Below are 18,796 nucleotides of genomic sequence, written 5' to 3'. Positions count from 1 at the left end.
CTTTACATCCGGGAAACTTGCGGTAATTTTAAGTATGATCCGCTTAAGCAGAAGAACTTTCCTCGGAATGATGGGCTTGTCCGCTGCCGCTGCTGCTGCAAACGTACGGTCCAAAAGTATCCTCTTCAAAGGTATCAACTACGATACCGGGACTGAATTTGCTCCCGGAATGCCCTCTCTCACCTGGGCTGCGCCAGATATGCAGTACGATCTCCGTATCATCAAAAATGAGCTGGGCTGCAATGCCATCAATATATTTGGAAGGGATGTAGGCCACCTCTGCGAAACGGCCGCCTATGCGTCTGAAACAGGCCTTACGGCCCTGGTACAATCCCGGCTGTTCCATGCAGCTATGCCTGAAGTAAAAGCGCATATCCTTCAGCTTGCGGAAAAACTGGAAACACTAAGACGGAAAGATCCCCGTATTATCCTGAACATCGGTTGTGAACTGAGCATCTTTATGCAGGGTATTATCCCCGGCAATACCGTTGAAGAAAGGATCGCCAGCCTGAGTACCCGTCACCAGGATTTTCCCGCTTATAATGCCACCCTCAACAAGTTCCTGGAAAGCGTCTGCGCTCCCGCCCGGAAGTTATTCAAAGGAAAAATAACCTATGCTTCCGGAAGCTGGGAACAGATCGACTGGAAGGATATGGATTACAGGAGCGTGAACTATTACCTGGACGAAAACAATAGTAAAGAATACGCCGGGCAGCTCCGTAAAATGGTCAAACAAGACAAACCGCTGCTGATCACCGAGTTTGGCTGCTGCTCTTTCAAAGGCGCCGATAAGGCCGGCGCAGGCGGTCATGGTATCATAGATTGGAAGCCCTCCGGAGCAGAAATCAGGGACGGATATGAAAGAGATGAAAAAGTGCAGGCCGCTTACCTGGAAAAACTCATCAGGCTGTACCGGGAAGAACAGGTGACGGGTGTTTTTCCCTATGTCTTCAGCAATGCATACCTGCCACATTCAGCCGATCCGAAATACGACCTGGACATGGCGGGGTATGGTATTGTGAAAACAATTTATCCCGCAACGGCCGGGGTACGGTGGGAGCGGAAAGAGGCGTTTCGTATGCTGGCGGGGCTTTATAAGGTCATTTGAGCAGTTTAAGACTATCGCCTGTGAGGTAATCATATACGGATGAGGCGGTGTCCGTATTGATCAGTTCTTTCATAGCCAGATCAAACAGCTTGCCTTTCAACAGTTGTGACCAGGATTTTTTAGAAAGTTTGTGTTGCAACTCCCTGAGTTCTTCAATCTCATTGAAAATAACTTCCTGGCCATATCCCAGCTTGGTCAGCTGTTCGAGGATGGTGTCGAGTTTTTTGTCCAGCGGGCTTTCTTTTTTGGTTTCTTTTTTCGGTTTGTTTTTCCGCTCTATGTAGGCCGCGCCTTTTACGGATATTTTTGCATAATCCTCTCCATCGGAGAGCACATATCCTTTTTTGAAAAGCACTTGCGCCATCTCTGCCGTTTCGCCATCCCTGAATGGAATGTCATTTAAAAACAGGATGACGGAGATAGAATAACTGCTGTCCCCAAATAATTTGTACAGTTTATTCAGCACGAAATCGGTTTTTTCGATAACACTATTCACTTCAATCGCCTTATCCGGGTCCATCAGCGAATCTGTTATGGAGATGTAGCTGATGGTCGTTTTAAGGCTTTGGTTAAACCTGCTGAGCCTGTATCTTTCTTCAGTGGCACCGTCGGTTTTTACAAGGCCGTATTTGCTGTAATATTTATCCGGCATTTTATGGACGGGTACATTTTCCAGGAGCCCTAAAAGTTTATACGGATGGGGAACAATATGACTGGCAATATATTTCTCTACTTTCGAAATTTTTTTGTCAACAAGTTTGGCTACAATCTTTTCGTTCGCATTGTCAAAAGCGGGCAGCTCTTCAATTTCAGCTGCATGTTTTTCCAGTTGCCCGAAAAATTCAGCAGGGGATATATCTGTCAGTTTCATGTAGGGATGGGTTGTGTGAAATTCAGGTGATAAATATACGGAATCACCCGGAAGATAGGATCGTCCGTAAGCTGTATCATCTTCGTTTGTGTTCCTTCCAGCCTGCCCTGTACATTCACCATGATCGCCGGTCTTTGGGGGTTGGTTGTTACTTCCGCCACCGGTACAAAGATCTTCCTCAGTTCCTCCTCCAGCCGCTCCTCCGCACAACCGTTCTTCAGCAGCCGCTGCCCCGCACCCACCATTTTGCGGTACAATGCCACATCGCGTTCTTCTTCCGGGAGAGAACGGTAAATTGTCTTCGCTGTTTTAGAAGCAAGCGCCATGATCTGAGAATACACGCGTGTCAATGCAAACTCCGGGGCGGTTTTCACTCGTTTCCCGCTCAACGTGCTTTTTTTGCGGGCGTAATGTTCGCCGTTCATTTCGTAAAAAGTAATGTTTTCAATGGTGCCTCTGATTTTGATCAGGCCTTCCTGTTTTGCCATAAAAATTGTTTTTAGTGTAAAAAATATTGTTGTCCCTGGCAAATTACCCGACCCCGGAAAACCTGCCAAACGAAGTGTCCGTTTTGGTCACTTTTAGCCGTTTTTGGTCGTTTTGGTACATTTAGGTACATATCGACCGTTTTGGGTCGTTTAAGTATGTTTTAGTGCATTTTTGAGAGGGGAGAGGGGGGGTGAAATGACAAACGTACAGTAATGGAACAGCAGGCTAACTGTACCCATACAGTAATCTAACAGTAGTGATACAGTTATGGTACAGTAATGATAAAGCAGGGTAAAAGCGTTCTCAAAGCAAGGTAAAAGCGTTCATAAAGCAGGGTAAAAGCGTTCCCGGAGCATGGCAGATGTATGGGAGAGGCGGGAGAAAGGCAGCCGGGAAGCAGGTCCGGCGCTTTGCCGTAATTGGTTTACATTTAAGCAGCCAAAACCCAAGATTATGTCTCCTCAAGGTTTTGATTTCCAGCATACGGTGAACCAGGTACCCGTACTTGATAATTACAATGCATTTACCACCCACACCGCCTTGCAGAATGCTTTAGCCGCCTATGGCGGCAATGGGTTCAAAGAACAGGCCAAAACCTTCGGCGCGCTCATGGGAAGCCATGAAATGCAGGAAGCCGGCAGCCTGGCCAATAAAAACCCGCCCCTGCTCAAAACCCACGACCGCTTTGGCAACCGCCTGGATGTAGTGGAATTTCACCCGGCCTATCACCGCATGATGGACGTTTCCCTCCGTCATCAGGTGCATTCCATCGCCTGGACCGCCCGGCAGGACGGCGGTTATCTTGCGCACAGCGTATTGTCCTACCTCAAACAGCAAATAGACGAAGGCAGCAGCTGCCCGCTCACCATGACCTTCGCCGTGGTGCCTTCGCTGGAGATTGAGCCGGATATTGCCCGGGAATGGCTGCCGCTGGTGCTTTCCAATGAATACGACAGGAGGCATGTTCCCTATTTTGAAAAAAAGGGCGCCACCTTCGGCATGGCCATGACGGAGCCGCAGGGCGGCAGCGATGTACGCAGCAATCTCACTTTCGCCAGGCCGAAGGGGAACGGGATCTATCAGATCACCGGCCGCAAATGGTTTTGCAGCGCGCCTATGAGCGATGCTTTCCTGGTACTGGCGCAGGCGGAGAAAGGGTTAAGCTGTTTTCTCCTGCCCCGCTTCACGCCGGACGGGGAAAAGAACCAACTCCGGTTCCAGCGGCTGAAAGATAAACTGGGCAACCGTTCCAACGCATCCGGTGAAGTGGAGTTTCACGAAGCATGGGGCAAAATAATAGGAGAAGAAGGCCGGGGCATCGCCAATATCATGGAAATGGTGCGGCACACCCGGCTGGATTGCGCGATAGGATCCGCCGCCACCCTGCAACGCGCGGTTGCGGAAGCTATTCATCATTGTAACCATAGAAGCGCCTTTGGCAAAAAACTGATCCATCAGCCGCTGATGAAAAACGTACTGGCGGACCTCAGCCTGGAATCAGAAGCAGCCACCACGCTTGCCATGCGGCTGGCAAAAGGTTTTGACGATGCTTTGCTGGACGAAGAGGCGCTGCATTTTACCAGGATCGCCACGGCCATCGGGAAGTTCTGGAACACCAAAAGGGCCGTGCTGGCTGTAGGGGAGGCTTTGGAATGTATCGGCGGGAACGGTTATGTGGAAGAATCCGTCATGCCCCGGCTCTACCGCGACGTGCCGGTGAACGCCATCTGGGAAGGCTCCGGCAATGTGCAGGCGCTGGATGTATTACGCGCCATGCACAAAGAGCCCGCAAGCATGGAAGCGCTGCTGAATTATTTTAACAAAGCAAAAGGCCTGGATGGTGATCTCAGCCGTCACCTGGATAGTTTGCAGCAACTCATCGCCGATACCGCGGAACAGGAGCTGAAAGCGCGCATCATCGTGGAAAAAATGGCGCTGGCCATACAGGCCATTGAACTGATCGCGATCGCGCCGTCTTCGGTTGCGCAATTATTCTGCGAATCGAGGCTGTCCGTGAAAAGGAACTTTACCTGGGGCACGCTGTCAGGCAGTAATTCGCTGGATGAGGTGATTGCGCGGACGTACAGCGCATGAGGGTTAAATTATGCCCGCGCATTTTAATACCTGTAAAAAAAGCAGCATTTTTACAGACCTAAAAACCTAACTGATGAAGACTTCCAAAAGCGCGGCAATCGGCTTTATATTCGTAACACTACTGATCGACGTGATGGGCTGGGGGCTGATCATTCCCGTAATGGCGGACCTGATCGCACAACTGAAGGGCATCCCTGTAAATGAGGCGAGCATCGACGGCGCCTATCTTTTATCCGTTTTCGCCATCATGCAGTTCGTATTTGCCCCTGTGGTGGGCAATCTCAGCGACCGCTACGGCCGCCGGCCCGTGCTGCTGCTTTCGTTGCTGGGCTTCGGCATAGACTATATCATCCTGGCGCTGGCGCCCACTTATGGCTGGCTGTTTGTAGGCCGCGTGATCGCGGGCATCACCGGCGCGAGCTTTACGACTGCTTCCGCTTACATCGCGGACGTGAGCACGGATGAAACCAGCAAGGCAAAAAACTTCGGGTTGATCGGCGCGGCTTTTGGGCTGGGATTTGTGCTCGGGCCTGCTTTGGGCGCATTGCTGGCAAACTGGGGTATCAGGGCGCCGTTTTACGCTGCCGCGGTGCTTTGCCTGGTGAACTGCCTGTACGGGTATTTTATCCTGCCTGAATCGCTTTCGAAAGAAAACCGCCGGGCCTTCAGCTGGGAGCGCGCCAACCCTTTGGGTTCGCTGCTTTTCCTGTTCAAACACCCGGAGATAAGAGGGCTGGCGGCGAGTTTTTTCCTGATCTATCTTGGTGCGCAGGCCGTACAGGGCAACTGGAACTTTTTCACCATTTACCGTTTTGGCTGGAGCGAAAAGATGGTGGGTATTTCACTGGCGGTGGTAGGCGTGCTGGTAGGCGGAGTGCAGGCCGGGCTTACCCGGGTGGTGGTGCCTAAACTGGGCAATGAAAAGAGTATTTACGTCGGCCTGTCTTTTTATATCCTGGGGCTGGTGCTTTTTGCCTTTGCCACCCAGGGATGGATGATGTTCCTTTTCCTGATCCCTTATTGCCTGGGCGGTATTTGTGGGCCATCCCTGCAATCCGTGATCTCGGGCCATGTGCCGGCTAACCAACAGGGAGAGCTGCAGGGCGCCCTCACCAGCCTGATGAGCCTCACTGCCATCTTCGGCCCGATCATTATGAACGGTTCCTTTACTTATTTCACGACGGACAAAGCGCCGTTCCAATTCCCCGGCATTCACTTCCTGCTCGGGGCAGCCTGCATATTGCTCAGCATTGTGTTCACCTACAAAGTGCTGAGCCGGGAAAGAAAACAACATGTGGTATTGCCCATTGAGGACAATACGCCGTCCGTGCCGGCCGAATAAAAAAGATAACATAAAAAGCCGCATCAGTTGCGGCTTTTTATGTTACGGCGTTATGGATTATCTTTTCCCGCCATGCCCGCTGTTGTCATCGTCATCATCGCCATGCCCGTGTTTTTTCTCCTGCACCAGCTTAAACACCTTGCCCGTAGCACCCGATGGCCCCGCTACACCGGACACCGTGAGGTATACTTCGCCGTCCATATCCTGCCCGAAACCTTTCAGGTAATAACCCAGGTCATTTGGCCGGTCTTTGAGGATCAGTTCCCGGTAAGACCATAACCCGCCGCCATTGCCGGGGTTGGTTACAAACAGTTCACCATTTGGCACGCCGCCGGGTTGTGAAAAACTGCCAAAGAGGTACATCCCCCTGAGCTCAGGAATGTCTTTCCCGCGGTACACGTTGCCGCCGATGATGGTTGTGGCTTTGCCGCCCGAGGGATTGGCGCTGTTGTTTAATTCGATCACCGGATCGATGAAGTTCATGCCGAATACATCCACGTTAGGGCATCCCGGGAGTTCCACGCTGTTGTTCGCCGCGTTGAAACAATGAGTGCCTTCTTTGACGTTCCAGCCGTAATTGCCGCCTCTTCTCACCACGTTGATCTCTTCATAAAGCACCTGGCCCGCGTCGCCCGCGTATAACCAATGATTGCCGCCCATGTCAAAAGAGAAGCGGTAAGGGTTGCGGAAACCGTAGGCATAGATCTCATCCATACCGGGTTTGCCTACAAAAGGATTGCCGGCGGGAATGCTGTAAGGGCTGCCGCTGTTCACGTCTATCCGGAGGATATTTCCAAAAAGGTTGGAATCGATATCCTGGCCGTTGCCACCCGCATTGGGGAGGTACCAGTCCGTCACATGCCCGCTCGCCACATCATTCGCACCGCCGCCGTCACCGATGGCAATGTAGAGATAACCGTCCGGCCCGAAAGCGATCGCGCCGCCGTTGTGATTGGATTGCGGATCGTCCAGGTCCAGCAGGATCTTTTCAGAGCTCAGGTCCGCCATGTCCGGATTGGCGGATACCTTAAACTCCGAAATACGGCTGAGGTTGTTCCAGTTGGCGCCCGGTACAGGGCCGCCCGCGCGGGGACGGCGGTTGTAATAGATGTAAAATTTCCCGTTCTGTTTGTAATTGGGGTGGAACGTAAATCCCAGCAGCCCGCGTTCGTCATAACCGGCATTCAGCGTCACCATGTTTGCGCTGACATCTATAAAAGGCGTGGGCAGTTTATTGCCGTTTTTGTCCACGATCCAGACCTTGCCCACCTGGTCCAGGATAAACAGCCGTTTGGTGTTGTCCGGCGATTCGGTGGCGCCAAGGGGTGACACGAGGTTGTCTGCAATCAGTTCGAGGGTTACCGCTTTGCGGGGTTTGTCATCAAATTTTTTACATCCCTGGAACAGCAGCAGGCTGAGGAATGAGATGAACAATGCACGTGTGAAGCCGCGCAGGGTAAGGCATTGAGCCGGAGTGGAATTGATTTTCATAGCAATCACAATTTTAGATTGTTAATAATCATTAAACGGATTCAAAAAATCGTGATAGGCAGAGAGGGAATGGAAACACGCAGTGGATTTTTTACCAGGAGGTAATGCGTGCGATAACAGCCGTACGTAAAATTTCAGGATAACTGGTAATACGGAGCGGCGGATGGAAAGGTTGTGTGGGGGAAGAGATTTTTTGATTAACAATCAGGCGGCCATTAAACAACTGTTCGCCTTTCTTTAACTAACGGCTGGGACCAATAAAACCCCTGGCATACCCTATAGGCCGGTCATGACAAACAGGGTGGAAGTGAAACCATGGAAACACCGGCATGTGTATGCATTGTTGCTGGTGCTGGCGGTGGTGGCGATATTCCTGATCTTTTCGCCGTTGGGATTGGCGAAATAAGCGTTACAGGAGCAGATGAGGTGCGCCTTATCCGGAGTTAATTTATATGATGGTATTTATTTCGCGATATACATCAGGTCCTCGTAGTCATGAGCGGAGGTAAACAGGGTAACGGAGGCCCAGGGAGCTTTGCCTTTGTTGGCGGCCAGCGTATGTTTCACCAGTTCCTGCGCACGTAGTATCACCAGGTATTCCTGCAGTTCACAGGCTGTCCTGAGATTGTCATCGCGGTAGCCTTCGGATTCCATGTATTTTTGATTGGCTTCCTGCAGGGCTTCATACCCCGTGACGGTCATCGTTTTTTCGGATTCTCCGCTGAAGTCCGTCAGCCAGTCGAGGTTATCCCTGCTATGCAGTGAATCGTAAGCCAGCAGTTGGAAAAACCAGCGTTGATACTGGGTAGTGAAACTGTTCATTTCAATATAGATGGCTTTGATATCCAACTCTTCATTTTCTGTCATGTCCTCGTAGAAATGGTTGAGGAAGGTGGCCAGGGACGGCTGCAGATGCAACAGGTCTTTCCCGATGATCTTATGAAAATCGGTTTGCGGCAGCTGGCTGAGTTTCGTTTCCGTTTCCTGTATGGCTTCTTCGATTTTTCCCGCCTGTATGAGGTCCTGAATATGTTCCATGGTTTTTAATGCTATGCTGCAAAGAAAAGGAATATTGGGGGAAGTAGGGGCGTATTTTAGGTTAAGGTTATCATTTTGATACAGAATAAGGAAGATCTTCCGGTTTCAGCTTTTTTTGTTTGTCCGCCGAATTGCTCATTTCAAAAGAAAGCGTGCCTCCCGCGGCAATATCCTGGTAGGTAATAAATGTTTTGGAATAGGGTTTGCCGTTCAGCTTTGCCTGGTGTGTGTATACATTCTCTGCTGAATTGCCCTTTGCCTCAATAATAAATTTCTTCCCGTTCTCCAGCCTGATCGTTGTTTTCTTGAATACAGGGCTTCCCAGTACATATTGGTTTGTTCCGGGGCATACACTATAGAATCCGAGGGCGCTTAATACGTACCAGGAGGACGTTTGCCCCTGGTCTTCATCGCCGGGGTATCCATCCTCGGATGCATTGTACAGCCGGCTCATCACCTCCCGTATATGAAACTGTGTTTTCCAGGGCTGGCCTCCGTAGTTATAGAGATAGATCATATGCTGGATAGGCTGGTTGCCATGTGCGTATTGTCCCATATTGGCCATGACCATTTCGGTCATTTCATGTATCATGCCGCCGTAGGTGCCCACCTTTACAGTATTCGGTTCCGTAAATACCGCATCCAGTTTAGCGCAGAAAGCTTCATCCCCGCCGAGCATTTTCTTCAGGCCTTGGATGTCGTGGAACACGGACCATAACCAATGCCAGGCATTGCCCTCGGTATAGGGGCCGCCCCATTCTACAGGATCGAAGTCTTTCAGCCATTTTCCTTCCGCATCCCTGCCGCGCATAAAACCGGTCGTGCTGTCAAAAACATGCCGGTAGTTGAACATTTTGTTCTCAAATTCCTCCCGGTATTGTTCCTGTTTGGTAGCTGTAGCCAGCGCATAGGCGCAGAAATCGTCATACGCATATTCCAGTGTTTTGGCGGTTGCTTCCCTGTATTTGGGATAAGGCACATATCCCAGCTGATTATATTCTTTAAAACCGTCTCTTCCGTTTGCCGGCCCCCAGGGACCTTTGTTGTTGGCTTCATGATAATAGGCTTCAAGGGCGGCGGAAGGATCGAAGGTGCGTATCCCCTTTGCCCAGGCATCCGCCAGAAGCGATATCGCATGATTGCCGATCATGCTGCCCTGTTCGTTGGGAAAGGACCAGGAAGGCAGCCATCCGCATTGTTTATTGGCATCCAGCAGGGCCTGCATGTACCGCCCGTGCATTTGCGGATATAATAAAGCATTCAGCGGGAACTGTGCCCTGAAGGTATCCCAGAAACCGGTATCGGTAAACATATAACCGTCATGCACCTGGCCGTCGTATGGGCTGAAGTAAAAAGGTTTTCCTGCTTTATCCAGTTCGTAGAATTTCCTGGAGAACAAACTGGCCCTGAAAAAACAGGAGTAAAAGGTTGCTTTGTCCGCTTCTGTGCCGCCTTCCACCAGGATCTGCGATAAATGTTGGTTCCAGGTCTTTTTTGCGGCAACTTTTGTTTGCTCCAGGTTTTTGTGATGACTTAATTCCCTGGATAAGTTAAGTTTCGCCTGTTCTTCGCTGATATAAGAAGAGGCTGTTTTAACCTGTACTGTAGCGCCTTCTTTGAACCGGAGGTAAACGCCTGTCCCTTTTCCTTCACCCTGCCGGTTTCCCGGATGCACGGCGCCTGTTGTGTTTTCCCAGGTGCCGTAACCGGTAAAGGGTGTGTCAAATACGATGACAAAAAAACTTTTCCATCCTTTTTTGAATCCCCTGCCGTTGTTGACAAACCCGGTAACCATTTTTTCTTCCGGGTATATCCTGACGCCGCTCAGGCCGGTATAACCGTCCAGGACAATATTTCCTTTATGGCCTTTGGGAAAAGTAAATCGCAGGTGCGCGCCCCGTTCCGTGGGCGACATTTCCGTGCGGATCTTATTATTGAGTATTACGCTGTAATAATAGGGCCTTGCTTCTTCATTGGCATGTTCAAAACCGGTGGCCCTTTGTTCCTCGTTTACCACGAGGCTGTCCATCACCGGCATCAGCGAAAAAACGGCGTAGTCATTTGACCAGGAGCTGCACTGATGCGCCTGTTGAAAGCCCCGGATGGTTTTTTTGTGATACTGGTATTTCCACCCGTCTCCGTTTTTGCCGGTCTGCGGCGTCCAGGTATGCATTCCGAAAGGAAGGGCAGTGGTGGGATAGGTATTGCCCCTGGTCAACTCATGCCTGGAATTTGTGCCCTGGAGGGTGTTCACGTAATCCGCCAGTGCAGTTTGCTGGCACAGGGCATTTCCGGAGACCGCAAGCTGAATGATAATTAATACAGTCAGTATTTTTTGCATGACAATTGATATGTAATTAATGCCGCCAACCCTTCACCATCCATTTCATTTGTTCAGTTTATCATTTAATACCTTCATAAAATATCCACCCACCACACTTCTTGCCTGGAAACCCGTCTGTTCTCCATTAGTGGTTTCGTGCCAGTCGCTCAAAGGTACCCTGCTGCGCGTTTCCAAAACATATTTCTCCAGCGGTAAAATGAATTTTTCAAACCCGGCATTATCGCTGGCCATTACAGCCGTCCAGATGATCCAGTCGGACTTGGTGTAGGTTTTCCGTGAATCCAGGGGAAGCCCGTACGGTTGTTGTTTTGACAGGTAATAACTGATTTCTTTTTTAAACACACTTTCCGGAAAAAGGTTAAAATCCAGCACTTTGTCCCACACCAGGTTATATTTCTGGCTCCAGGTATTTTTATTTTCAAAAGTGAGGCTGTAATGATCCCCGGCATCAGCCAGTTTTATCCAGTCCCGCATCATAGACTGGCTGCGGCCCAGGTAATATTGTGCATCTGCCTGGTGGCCCAGCATACCCGCGAGAAAAGCATAACTCCGCAATGCCATAATCGCTTTGGCTGAAAGGTTGACGTTCCTTGCCAGGTGACCGGCGAAATCATCGGTGCAAAGCTGGTTGGCCGGGTCAAATCCTTCCTTGTCCAGGTATTTGGCCCATGTGGTAAGCGTAGGCCAGTGTTTTTTTGCATAACCTGCCCCGCCTTCCACTTTGGCGATAGCGGCTGCGAGAATCACCATATTACCTGCTTCTTCCACCGGCATATCTTCGCCATACACCTGCCCGTTTGCAAGCGGATAAGTGCCCAGATCGTGTGCGGCAAAGGGTTTGGTCCATTTACCGCTTTCACTGTAATAGAAAATGCCGTTCATCATACCCTTTTCCAATTCAGGGTTATAGGCAAGGAATAAAGGGGCGGAAGGGTAGGTGAGGTCCACGGTGGCAATGCAACCGTTGCTGAAGTTCTCCTTGGATAAAAACAGCAACTCTTTCTGCGGACTTTCCACTAATGCATGAGCGGCAATACTTTGACGATAGGCCAGTCCGCATAACCTGGCATAAGCCGCACCGCCCGCGTGAAGCGCGTCTACATGGATGGTATCCTGGAATTGTCTTACTTTTTTCATTACGGCGTCATGGTTGGCCGCCGCTGTGTTCATTAACGTATTAAAACTGCGGTTGCCATTTTTATTCCACCAGGGGCGCAGGTTTTTGCCAAAATATTGAACAGCGTATACTTCATCATATCCCAGCAGCATAAACTTTTCTGCCGGTTCGTTGCCCACCTGTCCAAAGGAAACCACTGTATTGAGACTTAATCGTTTCCCGGTTCTTTCGGCCGGGCTTTCGTACCGGCCCTGTAAAAACTGTTGGATGCCGTTTTTCTCATCAGCGGAAATATACTGACGGGAATAGTCCTTTGAGGCCCCTACATAAAAATATCCCCAGTCTATGCGCAGATCGTCACCCTTTTTCATTAACACGGGCTGCTCAACAGTTCCTGCCTGCAATAACTTTACGCCGGCTGTAGCCGTCGCTTTGGCGGTTATCTGTTGCGAAGGCAGATTGGCAGCGATGTCGGAGCTGGCGCTTAAAAGAACGGACACCTGGTGTTTGTCGCCATCATTGGATTTAACCTTGTAGCTGATATAGGAGATGGGAGTGGATAATAACGCCAGGTCTTTGATCAGCAAAGGAGAAGTAAATGTCAGTTCAAGGTCTACCTTTCCGCAGCTGAAGTGATATTTTGTTTCCATGGCTTTAACCTCCGCATCCCGTTGTTCCGCTTCCTTTATTATTTTACTGGCGGTGGGTTCCATTTTTCTTACGATACCCGCATCCAGGAAGCGACCGCCGGCAGTATTGCGTACATGAAAAGCCAGTACGTTCCGCCCGGCTTTCAGGTTGGCTTTGAGCTGCTCCCGCAGGTCCAGGAAAGTGTAGTTATTTACCCAGCCTTCTTTATGATAAATGAGTTTGCCATTCAGATAGATGTCAATATTATCGTCGTGATTAATTTTCAGGAACAGGTCGTCAAAGCTCACATCATTATTTAAGGTAAAGATTCTCCTTACCCAGATGTCGCCGGTATTCCAGTAGGTTTTAGCTTTTTGTTTGTCATCTGAAAACGGCGCCCCGCCGGTTTTCCAATCCGTATCGTTAAATCCGGGCTCGTACCAGCCGGTGCCGGGGTTGCTAAGTGTATAAGCGGCCTGATAGGCGGTTTCGTCTGCCGTTGGCAACACGGTCAGATATTCATTGGTTTCCTTTCCCAGGAAACGGTAATACGCATCATCTACTTTGATAATTCCAATCAGGGAATGATCCGCACCTGTCCAATGTTTTGTGACCGATCCGTTCAGCCGGTCCGTGCTGCTCCAGATGCTGAAATAGGGAGTATGTGTTATAAGCGGATAACTGGGAGCTTTTTGTTCCTGCGCAAGGCAGATGATAGACTGAAGGAAACTACCTATCAGGATTACAGCCATTCTGAAATGCTGAGCCGACACTGTCATAATAAATTTTTGTTCAGTTTTAATGATTACAATACTGGCAAATTCCGTTTAATACTGTCTTTTGCAAGACGGGGGCTAAAATTCAAAAAAAATGCTTAGGCTGGTTAGTCAAAATGTTTCAATATCTGGTCAAATTGATTCATTTTATGCCCCCTGTTTTTAGTTCCAGGCCCAATGGAAGAGCAATGTAAAAAAACAATTCCATTACTTATTCCCACATTTGCCACCGCAATGAGCTTTGCAGGGTGCGCGAGAATGAAGAAGCCCCGGCATATCGCCAGGGCTTTTTCATTTCAGTTTTATGAACCGCGTTTTGCCGCGCGGTAGCATTGCCGGAAGAAAATTAGGTTACCAGATCACCGTGACCGTGCCCCTGAACACGAAGGTTGTACCGTTTTCGCACACCGTTTCTATGGCATACACATAACTGCCCATAGGTGCTACCTTGTTCCCCCAGTTGCCATCCCAGCCTGCCGCAGCATTGTTGAGCTGGAAATGCGCCTTTTCAAATACCAGCGAGCCCCATCGGTCATAAATGCGCATCCACGCCACTTCTTTTATACCGCGGCCCTTGGGATAGAACCATTCATTTTTTCCGTCCCTGTTTGGCGTAAAGGCAGTAGGGAGGAACACGGCGCCCATATCGCAGGTCAACTTCACTGTCACTTCGTCCGTAGCCTTACAGCCGTACCGGTTCTCTACCTCCACCGTATAATTGGTGGACAGGTTAGGCAGGGCCACCGGGGAGGGGCAGGTTCTGCAATCCAGGTATTCAGGCGGCGTCCAGGTCCATTTGATAATGTCCGGGCTGCCCTGCCCGCTCAGTGTTACGGGAATACCCGCCATCGTTGTGCGGTCGGGCCCCGCATTGATGGTGGGGGAGGGATGTACGCTCACTACCAACGAAGTATCGTGTGTAAAGCAGCCGTCTGCATCATAACCGGTTACCTCATAAGTATAGCTGCCGAGTGTTTTGATAGTGGCATGGGGATAAGGACTGTCGGCATTATCCAGGCCTTGTCCCTTCCATACATAACGATCCGCGCCCCATACCCGTAACGGCAGCACATGGCCCAGGCATATAGCCGTATCCGGTGTGGCCTGTACCCTGAATGGCTGGGCCACGCGGATGCTTACGTCGTCCGAATTACTGCAACCATTGGCGTCCGTAACAGTCACCGCATAGGTAGTGTTTACACCGGGAGCTGCCACAGGGTTGGGTGCCTGCGGATTGCTCAGGCCCAGGGCCGGCGACCATTGATAAGTGATGCCACCGCCGGCGCTCAGCGTGGTGCTGTTGCCCAGGCATATGACGTTGGATAAGGCAGTGGCGCCCACCACCGGCTTAGGCGTTATATCAATGCTGTGACGCGCTGTGTCGCTGCAACCATCCTTGCTGGTAACGGTGAGCACCACTTCGGAAAGGCCGGTCTTGTTATATGCCTGGTTTGCCGGTTGCTGTACATTGCTTGTATTGTTGTTGCCGAAATCCCATTTCCAGGTTAGATCATTTACATTGCCCACCGTTCCGCTGAAACTTACCGGCACATCCTGGCAGGCCTGCAATGGCCCGCTAATGGTCAATGCGGGCTTAGGATAGGCGTGTACCGTTTTGCTCACCGTTTGCGTACAGCCGAAAGCGGTAGTAGTGGTAAGTGTGAAATTATATCCCTGCGTCTTATCCAGGTAAAACCGGGGTGTGGCAGTGGTCTCGTTTTCCACCTGCAACCCTGCATCGTATGTCCATTTGTATTCGGCCTCCTGTTTCAACTCATCAATGGAATAACTGTTAAATGCCGGCGCAAAAGTGATCCAGCCCTCATCGCACACAAATTCCGGGACTGTCTTCAATTGTACATCCAGTTTGTCTATAACAATAGGATCCTTCAGGAAGGCGGTACCCTTACAGCCTGCCTGGTCTGAGAGGATGAGGCGCGGATTGTAGATGCCCGGTTCTTTAAAGGTATGTTTGATGACAGCATCAGTAGTTTCCGTCACATTACCATCCGTAAAGTCCCAGGCAAAATTGACCGCGTTCATGGCTTCTACTTTAAACTCGATCTCTTTTGTGAGACAGCCGCCATTGGCAGACGTAGTAATAGTAGCATATGGGCCCTTTACTTCTACCTCCTGTTCGTACTCGTCCTCCGTATCGGCATCGCCAACTACTTTCAGTTTCACTTTATATTTTCCCGCATAAGTATATGTATGGGAAGGATTGCTGATGGTGGAAAAACTCCCATCTCCAAAGTCCCAGTATGAACTGGTGTAGTTGACCGATTCATTGGCAAAGCGGGCTATCACCGGCGGGCAGCCGCTGTTATTCACGAACGTGGTGGTGACCGTAAAGCCCGCGCTGACGCTGGATACCTTGATCTGTTTTTTTGCACTGTCAGAACAGCCGTTATTGTCCGTTACCAGCAGTTTTACCGTGTACACGCCTTTATCGGGATAGTTCTTGTACGGGCTGTTGTCCGTGGATGATGTATTATCTCCAAAGTCCCATTGGTACGTAGCATAGCCGCCCGTTTCGCTGGTGTAGTTATAAAACCATATGTCGCCGCCCGGTGGAATCAGCGTAGTACTGGGCATAAAGTCCGCATTGGGGCCGTTTACCTGCAGATAGGAGCCGGCAGCGGTGCTGGTGCAGCCATCTTCATCCGTTACTTTCAGGGTAGGATAAAAAACTCCGGACCTGTTGTAGGTGTATTTGAAAGGCGGTGCAGTAAATATCTTTGCAGGTTGGCCGTCGCCAAAGTCCCAGGACCAGGTTTTGATGGGTTTTCCTTTGGAAATGTCCGTCTGGTCAGTAAAGGTGAGTTCAGTTCCCCGGCATTCCAGCACATCCGGGGAAAGAAATTTTGCCGCCGGGCCGTGTACGTCCACCACTACGCCATTGCTGGTATCCGGGCATCCCTGCAGGTTGTAGGCAAAAAAGCGGATGGTATCCTTGCCGGGTTTGAGGTTTGTAAAATTAGCACGCTCATAATTGTAATTGTCAAACCAGCTGGCAGGTGTGCCGTCTGAAGAGAACCAGTTGTTCAGGGAATAATATATGGACCTGTCTATCGCTGTTATATTGACCTTAACGGTCTCGCTGCCGCAAAGGGTCGATTTATCCCCGGTAATGGTAATGGGCGAAGGGGCAATTACATTAATTTCCAGGGAATCGGAGCTGGTGCATGTGCCGTCTGTAACCGTCAGTTTCACCATATACCGCCCTGTTTTATCATACAGGTGTTTGGCAGGGTTTGTTTTTGTTGTGTACGTATTTTCTTTGCCGTCTCCCCAGTTCCATTTCCAGTTGGTAACGGTGCCGAGCGACTGCTCATCGAAGCTTATTTCCGTACGGTTGGCGCAGTTGATCGGCTGCGTACTGAAGCGGGGGAAAGGGTTCACCGCCGTGATAAAAGCCGTTTTGGTGACCGTTCCGACACATCCGTTATTGGAAACGTTCAGCGTTACCGTGTAGGCACCAGGGTCCCTGTAGCTGTGTTGTGTATTCTGGTAAGAGCCGTTGCGATTGTCACCGAATTCCCAGTTCCAGCTTGTGCCGGGTATATCTGAAGTGCCGTTGAACTGTACCCAGTTGTTGCCGCAGACCTGTGGCGCTTGTGGGGATGTAAAATCAGGCTTTGGTTTTTTATACACCCGGATCGGGTTGGAATAATGCAGACCTACCGTTCCGGTGCAGCCATTGGCGGTGGTATAAGTAAGCCTTACCGTGTAGGCTCCTTCTTTGTTATAAGTATGCGAAGGTGTGGCTTCCGTTGATTTGGGACTGCCGTCGCCAAAATCCCATTCATAGCTTGCGATAACATCGCCGGCAGAGGCACCGGCGCTGAAGGAAGCCGTCAGTCCTTCACAACCTTCCGAAACGCTTGGATATGCACGAACCTCCGGTTTCTGCACATATATACCGTATGAGTTGGTGCTGAAACACCCGGATGCGTTGCCGGCTGTGAGGATTATAGTGTAGTATCCCAGGCTGTTGTATGTAACGGTAGGGTGCTGCTGTGTGGATGACTGCCCGTTGCCGAAGGTCCAGCTCCAGCTGGTGGCTCCCTGCGATTTGTCGGTGAACTTAACCGTGGCGGGTACGTCGCAGATTGCCTGTTGCCCGGTCTCAAAACCCGCCTGCGGCGTGGGTTTCACTACAAAGTCTTTCGTGATACTTTCCGGGCACTTGCCATAATCGGCCGTCATAGTCACCTTTACCGTGCCCGCGCCGCCGGGATAATATGTAGTACTAGTGCCATAACCATAGGTGTAACCTTTGTCGACGGCCCAGGTAATATTGTCCGCCTGCGGAGTATTGGCGGCGGTGAAAGTGGCATTCACATTCTCGCAGATGCTTGCGGGCAACTGGAAATCCGTTTTAAAATTGGCGACATTGATGTCTTCAGACGTTTGTGTAGCGGTACAGCCTTTATCACTGGTGACCGTGAGTTTTACCTTATAAACGCCTCTCGTGGTATAGTTATGCGGGGCCGGGTTTGCACCTGAAGCAGTGCCGCCATCGCCAAAATCCCATGCATAGGTAAGGTTGCCGGGCCCGGTGGTGGCATTGGTAATTGTCAGTGCGCCGGGTGCCGTGCAAAGAAATTTGTCGGATACGCTGAAATTCACTTTCAGGGAAGCCGCGGCATCCACAATATTACTGATCTGTTTTGATGCGGTACAGCCATTGCTGTTTGTAATGGTGAGGGTAACAGTGGGGGATAATACATTGTTGTAAGTATGCGCGGGGCTGCTGCCCGAACCGGTGGTTCCATCCCCGAAATCCCAGCTGTAAGCGGTAATGGTGCCGTTTACAGGGTTCGACTTGTCCGTGAAAGTAACCTCAAAGGGTATACAACCTTTGGCGGGGCCGGCCGTAAAATCCGGTTTTGGTTTTTCCCAGACAGTAACGGTCTTTTCCATGTTACTGGTGTTGCCGGTGGCATCTTTTACGGTCAGCGTTATCTTATATGTACCGGGAGTTGTATAGGACGCGCTGGGGCTTTGCTGCGTAGAGGTGGCTCCGTTACCCAGGTTCCATTGCCAGGAAACAGGGTTGCCGGTAGAGTTATCGTTGAATTTGGTGATCAGGCTTTCACAATCGCTGGTCTTACTGGGGGTAAAATCCGCACGCAGCTGTGCATGGGCGGAAACGTTCAGCAGGAGCGTTATAAAAAGTATTACACAGGTAAGGGCAACGCCTGGGGTTGCCTTTGGATTTAGGGACATCATATACAAATTGGCCGCGGAAAAATAAGCAAAAATTGCGATGAAAGCGGGTAAAGCATTTCAACGATGCTGAAATGAAAATGCTCCCGAACACACGGAGCATTTTCCGGATTTTAATAGCTTAACAACTATAAGGCTAATGTAAATGGATATTTATAATATGTAAAAGTGGATTTATTAACCCGTTTTCACTGCGGCATTATTGCAGTAGCGTGGCGCAGGCTTTCGGGGAAATGTGAATTTTGAATATCTCTTGGCGAAAAT

General features: G+C 50.2%; 10 protein-coding genes. 3 read left to right on the top strand and 7 right to left on the bottom strand.

The features are described 5' to 3' along the window. Positions 1–34: 34 nt before the first annotated feature. The gene (locus EG028_RS16920) at positions 35–1,108 is read left to right on the top strand and encodes a hypothetical protein (protein WP_120517861.1); all 1,074 of its coding nucleotides are present in this window, start codon (positions 35–37) and stop codon (positions 1,106–1,108) included. Here the strand turns inward: EG028_RS16920 and EG028_RS16915 are convergent. Then, entirely contained in the window at positions 1,101–1,979 is an 879-nt protein-coding gene (locus EG028_RS16915; protein WP_120517862.1) for a hypothetical protein, read from the bottom strand. The two genes, EG028_RS16920 and EG028_RS16915, sit on opposite strands and share 8 nt — an antisense overlap. Next, on the bottom strand, positions 1,976–2,467 hold the full coding sequence (locus EG028_RS16910) for a hypothetical protein (RefSeq protein ID WP_120517863.1): 492 nt from the start codon (positions 2,465–2,467) through the stop codon (positions 1,976–1,978). The genes EG028_RS16915 and EG028_RS16910 overlap by 4 nt, the downstream gene beginning before the upstream one ends. A gap of 454 nt (positions 2,468–2,921) precedes the next feature. Here EG028_RS16910 and EG028_RS16905 point away from each other — a divergent pair, with 454 nt between their 5' ends. Further along, positions 2,922–4,562 (top strand): acyl-CoA dehydrogenase family protein, encoded by a 1,641-nt coding sequence (locus EG028_RS16905; protein ID WP_120517864.1) that lies wholly within the window; start codon positions 2,922–2,924, stop codon positions 4,560–4,562. Between the two features lie 73 nt (positions 4,563–4,635). After that, entirely contained in the window at positions 4,636–5,904 is a 1,269-nt protein-coding gene (locus EG028_RS16900; protein ID WP_120517865.1) for a TCR/Tet family MFS transporter, read from the top strand. A 57-nt stretch (positions 5,905–5,961) separates the two neighbouring features. Here EG028_RS16900 and EG028_RS16895 read toward each other — a convergent pair whose 3' ends face one another. From EG028_RS16895 to EG028_RS16875, 5 genes are all read right to left on the bottom strand, one after another. Next, a complete protein-coding gene (locus EG028_RS16895) occupies positions 5,962–7,395 on the bottom strand; it encodes a PQQ-dependent sugar dehydrogenase (protein WP_120517866.1) in 1,434 nt (477 codons plus the stop codon). Positions 7,396–7,857: 462 nt separating this feature from the next. Beyond that, entirely contained in the window at positions 7,858–8,433 is a 576-nt protein-coding gene (locus EG028_RS16890) for a hypothetical protein (RefSeq protein WP_120517867.1), read from the bottom strand. Between the two features lie 70 nt (positions 8,434–8,503). Then, complete coding sequence (locus EG028_RS16885) at positions 8,504–10,774, bottom strand: GH92 family glycosyl hydrolase (RefSeq protein WP_120517868.1); 2,271 nt, start codon at positions 10,772–10,774, stop codon at positions 8,504–8,506. A gap of 45 nt (positions 10,775–10,819) precedes the next feature. After that, entirely contained in the window at positions 10,820–13,303 is a 2,484-nt protein-coding gene (locus EG028_RS16880; protein ID WP_241559166.1) for a glutaminase family protein, read from the bottom strand. 348 nt (positions 13,304–13,651) lie between these two features. Then, on the bottom strand, positions 13,652–18,535 hold the full coding sequence (locus tag EG028_RS16875; RefSeq protein WP_120517870.1) for a PKD domain-containing protein: 4,884 nt from the start codon (positions 18,533–18,535) through the stop codon (positions 13,652–13,654). Positions 18,536–18,796 lie beyond the last annotated feature (261 nt).

This window comes from Chitinophaga barathri (genome assembly GCF_003807585.1).
Lineage (GTDB): Bacteria > Bacteroidota > Bacteroidia > Chitinophagales > Chitinophagaceae > Chitinophaga > Chitinophaga barathri.
The sequence above is the reverse complement of the archived record's forward strand: the minus strand, read 5'-3'. Positions and strand labels throughout refer to the sequence as shown.

Coding starts and splice junctions, on each gene's coding strand:
- EG028_RS16895 (WP_120517866.1), bottom strand. CDS start 7,395: ATGAAAATCAATTCCACTCCGGCTCAATGCCTTACCCTGCGCGGCTTC.
- EG028_RS16880 (WP_241559166.1), bottom strand. CDS start 13,303: ATGACAGTGTCGGCTCAGCATTTCAGAATGGCTGTAATCCTGATAGGT.
- EG028_RS16890 (WP_120517867.1), bottom strand. CDS start 8,433: ATGGAACATATTCAGGACCTCATACAGGCGGGAAAAATCGAAGAAGCC.
- EG028_RS16910 (WP_120517863.1), bottom strand. CDS start 2,467: ATGGCAAAACAGGAAGGCCTGATCAAAATCAGAGGCACCATTGAAAAC.
- EG028_RS16920 (WP_120517861.1), top strand. CDS start 35: ATGATCCGCTTAAGCAGAAGAACTTTCCTCGGAATGATGGGCTTGTCC.
- EG028_RS16875 (WP_120517870.1), bottom strand. CDS start 18,535: ATGATGTCCCTAAATCCAAAGGCAACCCCAGGCGTTGCCCTTACCTGT.
- EG028_RS16905 (WP_120517864.1), top strand. CDS start 2,922: ATGTCTCCTCAAGGTTTTGATTTCCAGCATACGGTGAACCAGGTACCC.
- EG028_RS16900 (WP_120517865.1), top strand. CDS start 4,636: ATGAAGACTTCCAAAAGCGCGGCAATCGGCTTTATATTCGTAACACTA.
- EG028_RS16885 (WP_120517868.1), bottom strand. CDS start 10,774: ATGCAAAAAATACTGACTGTATTAATTATCATTCAGCTTGCGGTCTCC.
- EG028_RS16915 (WP_120517862.1), bottom strand. CDS start 1,979: ATGAAACTGACAGATATATCCCCTGCTGAATTTTTCGGGCAACTGGAA.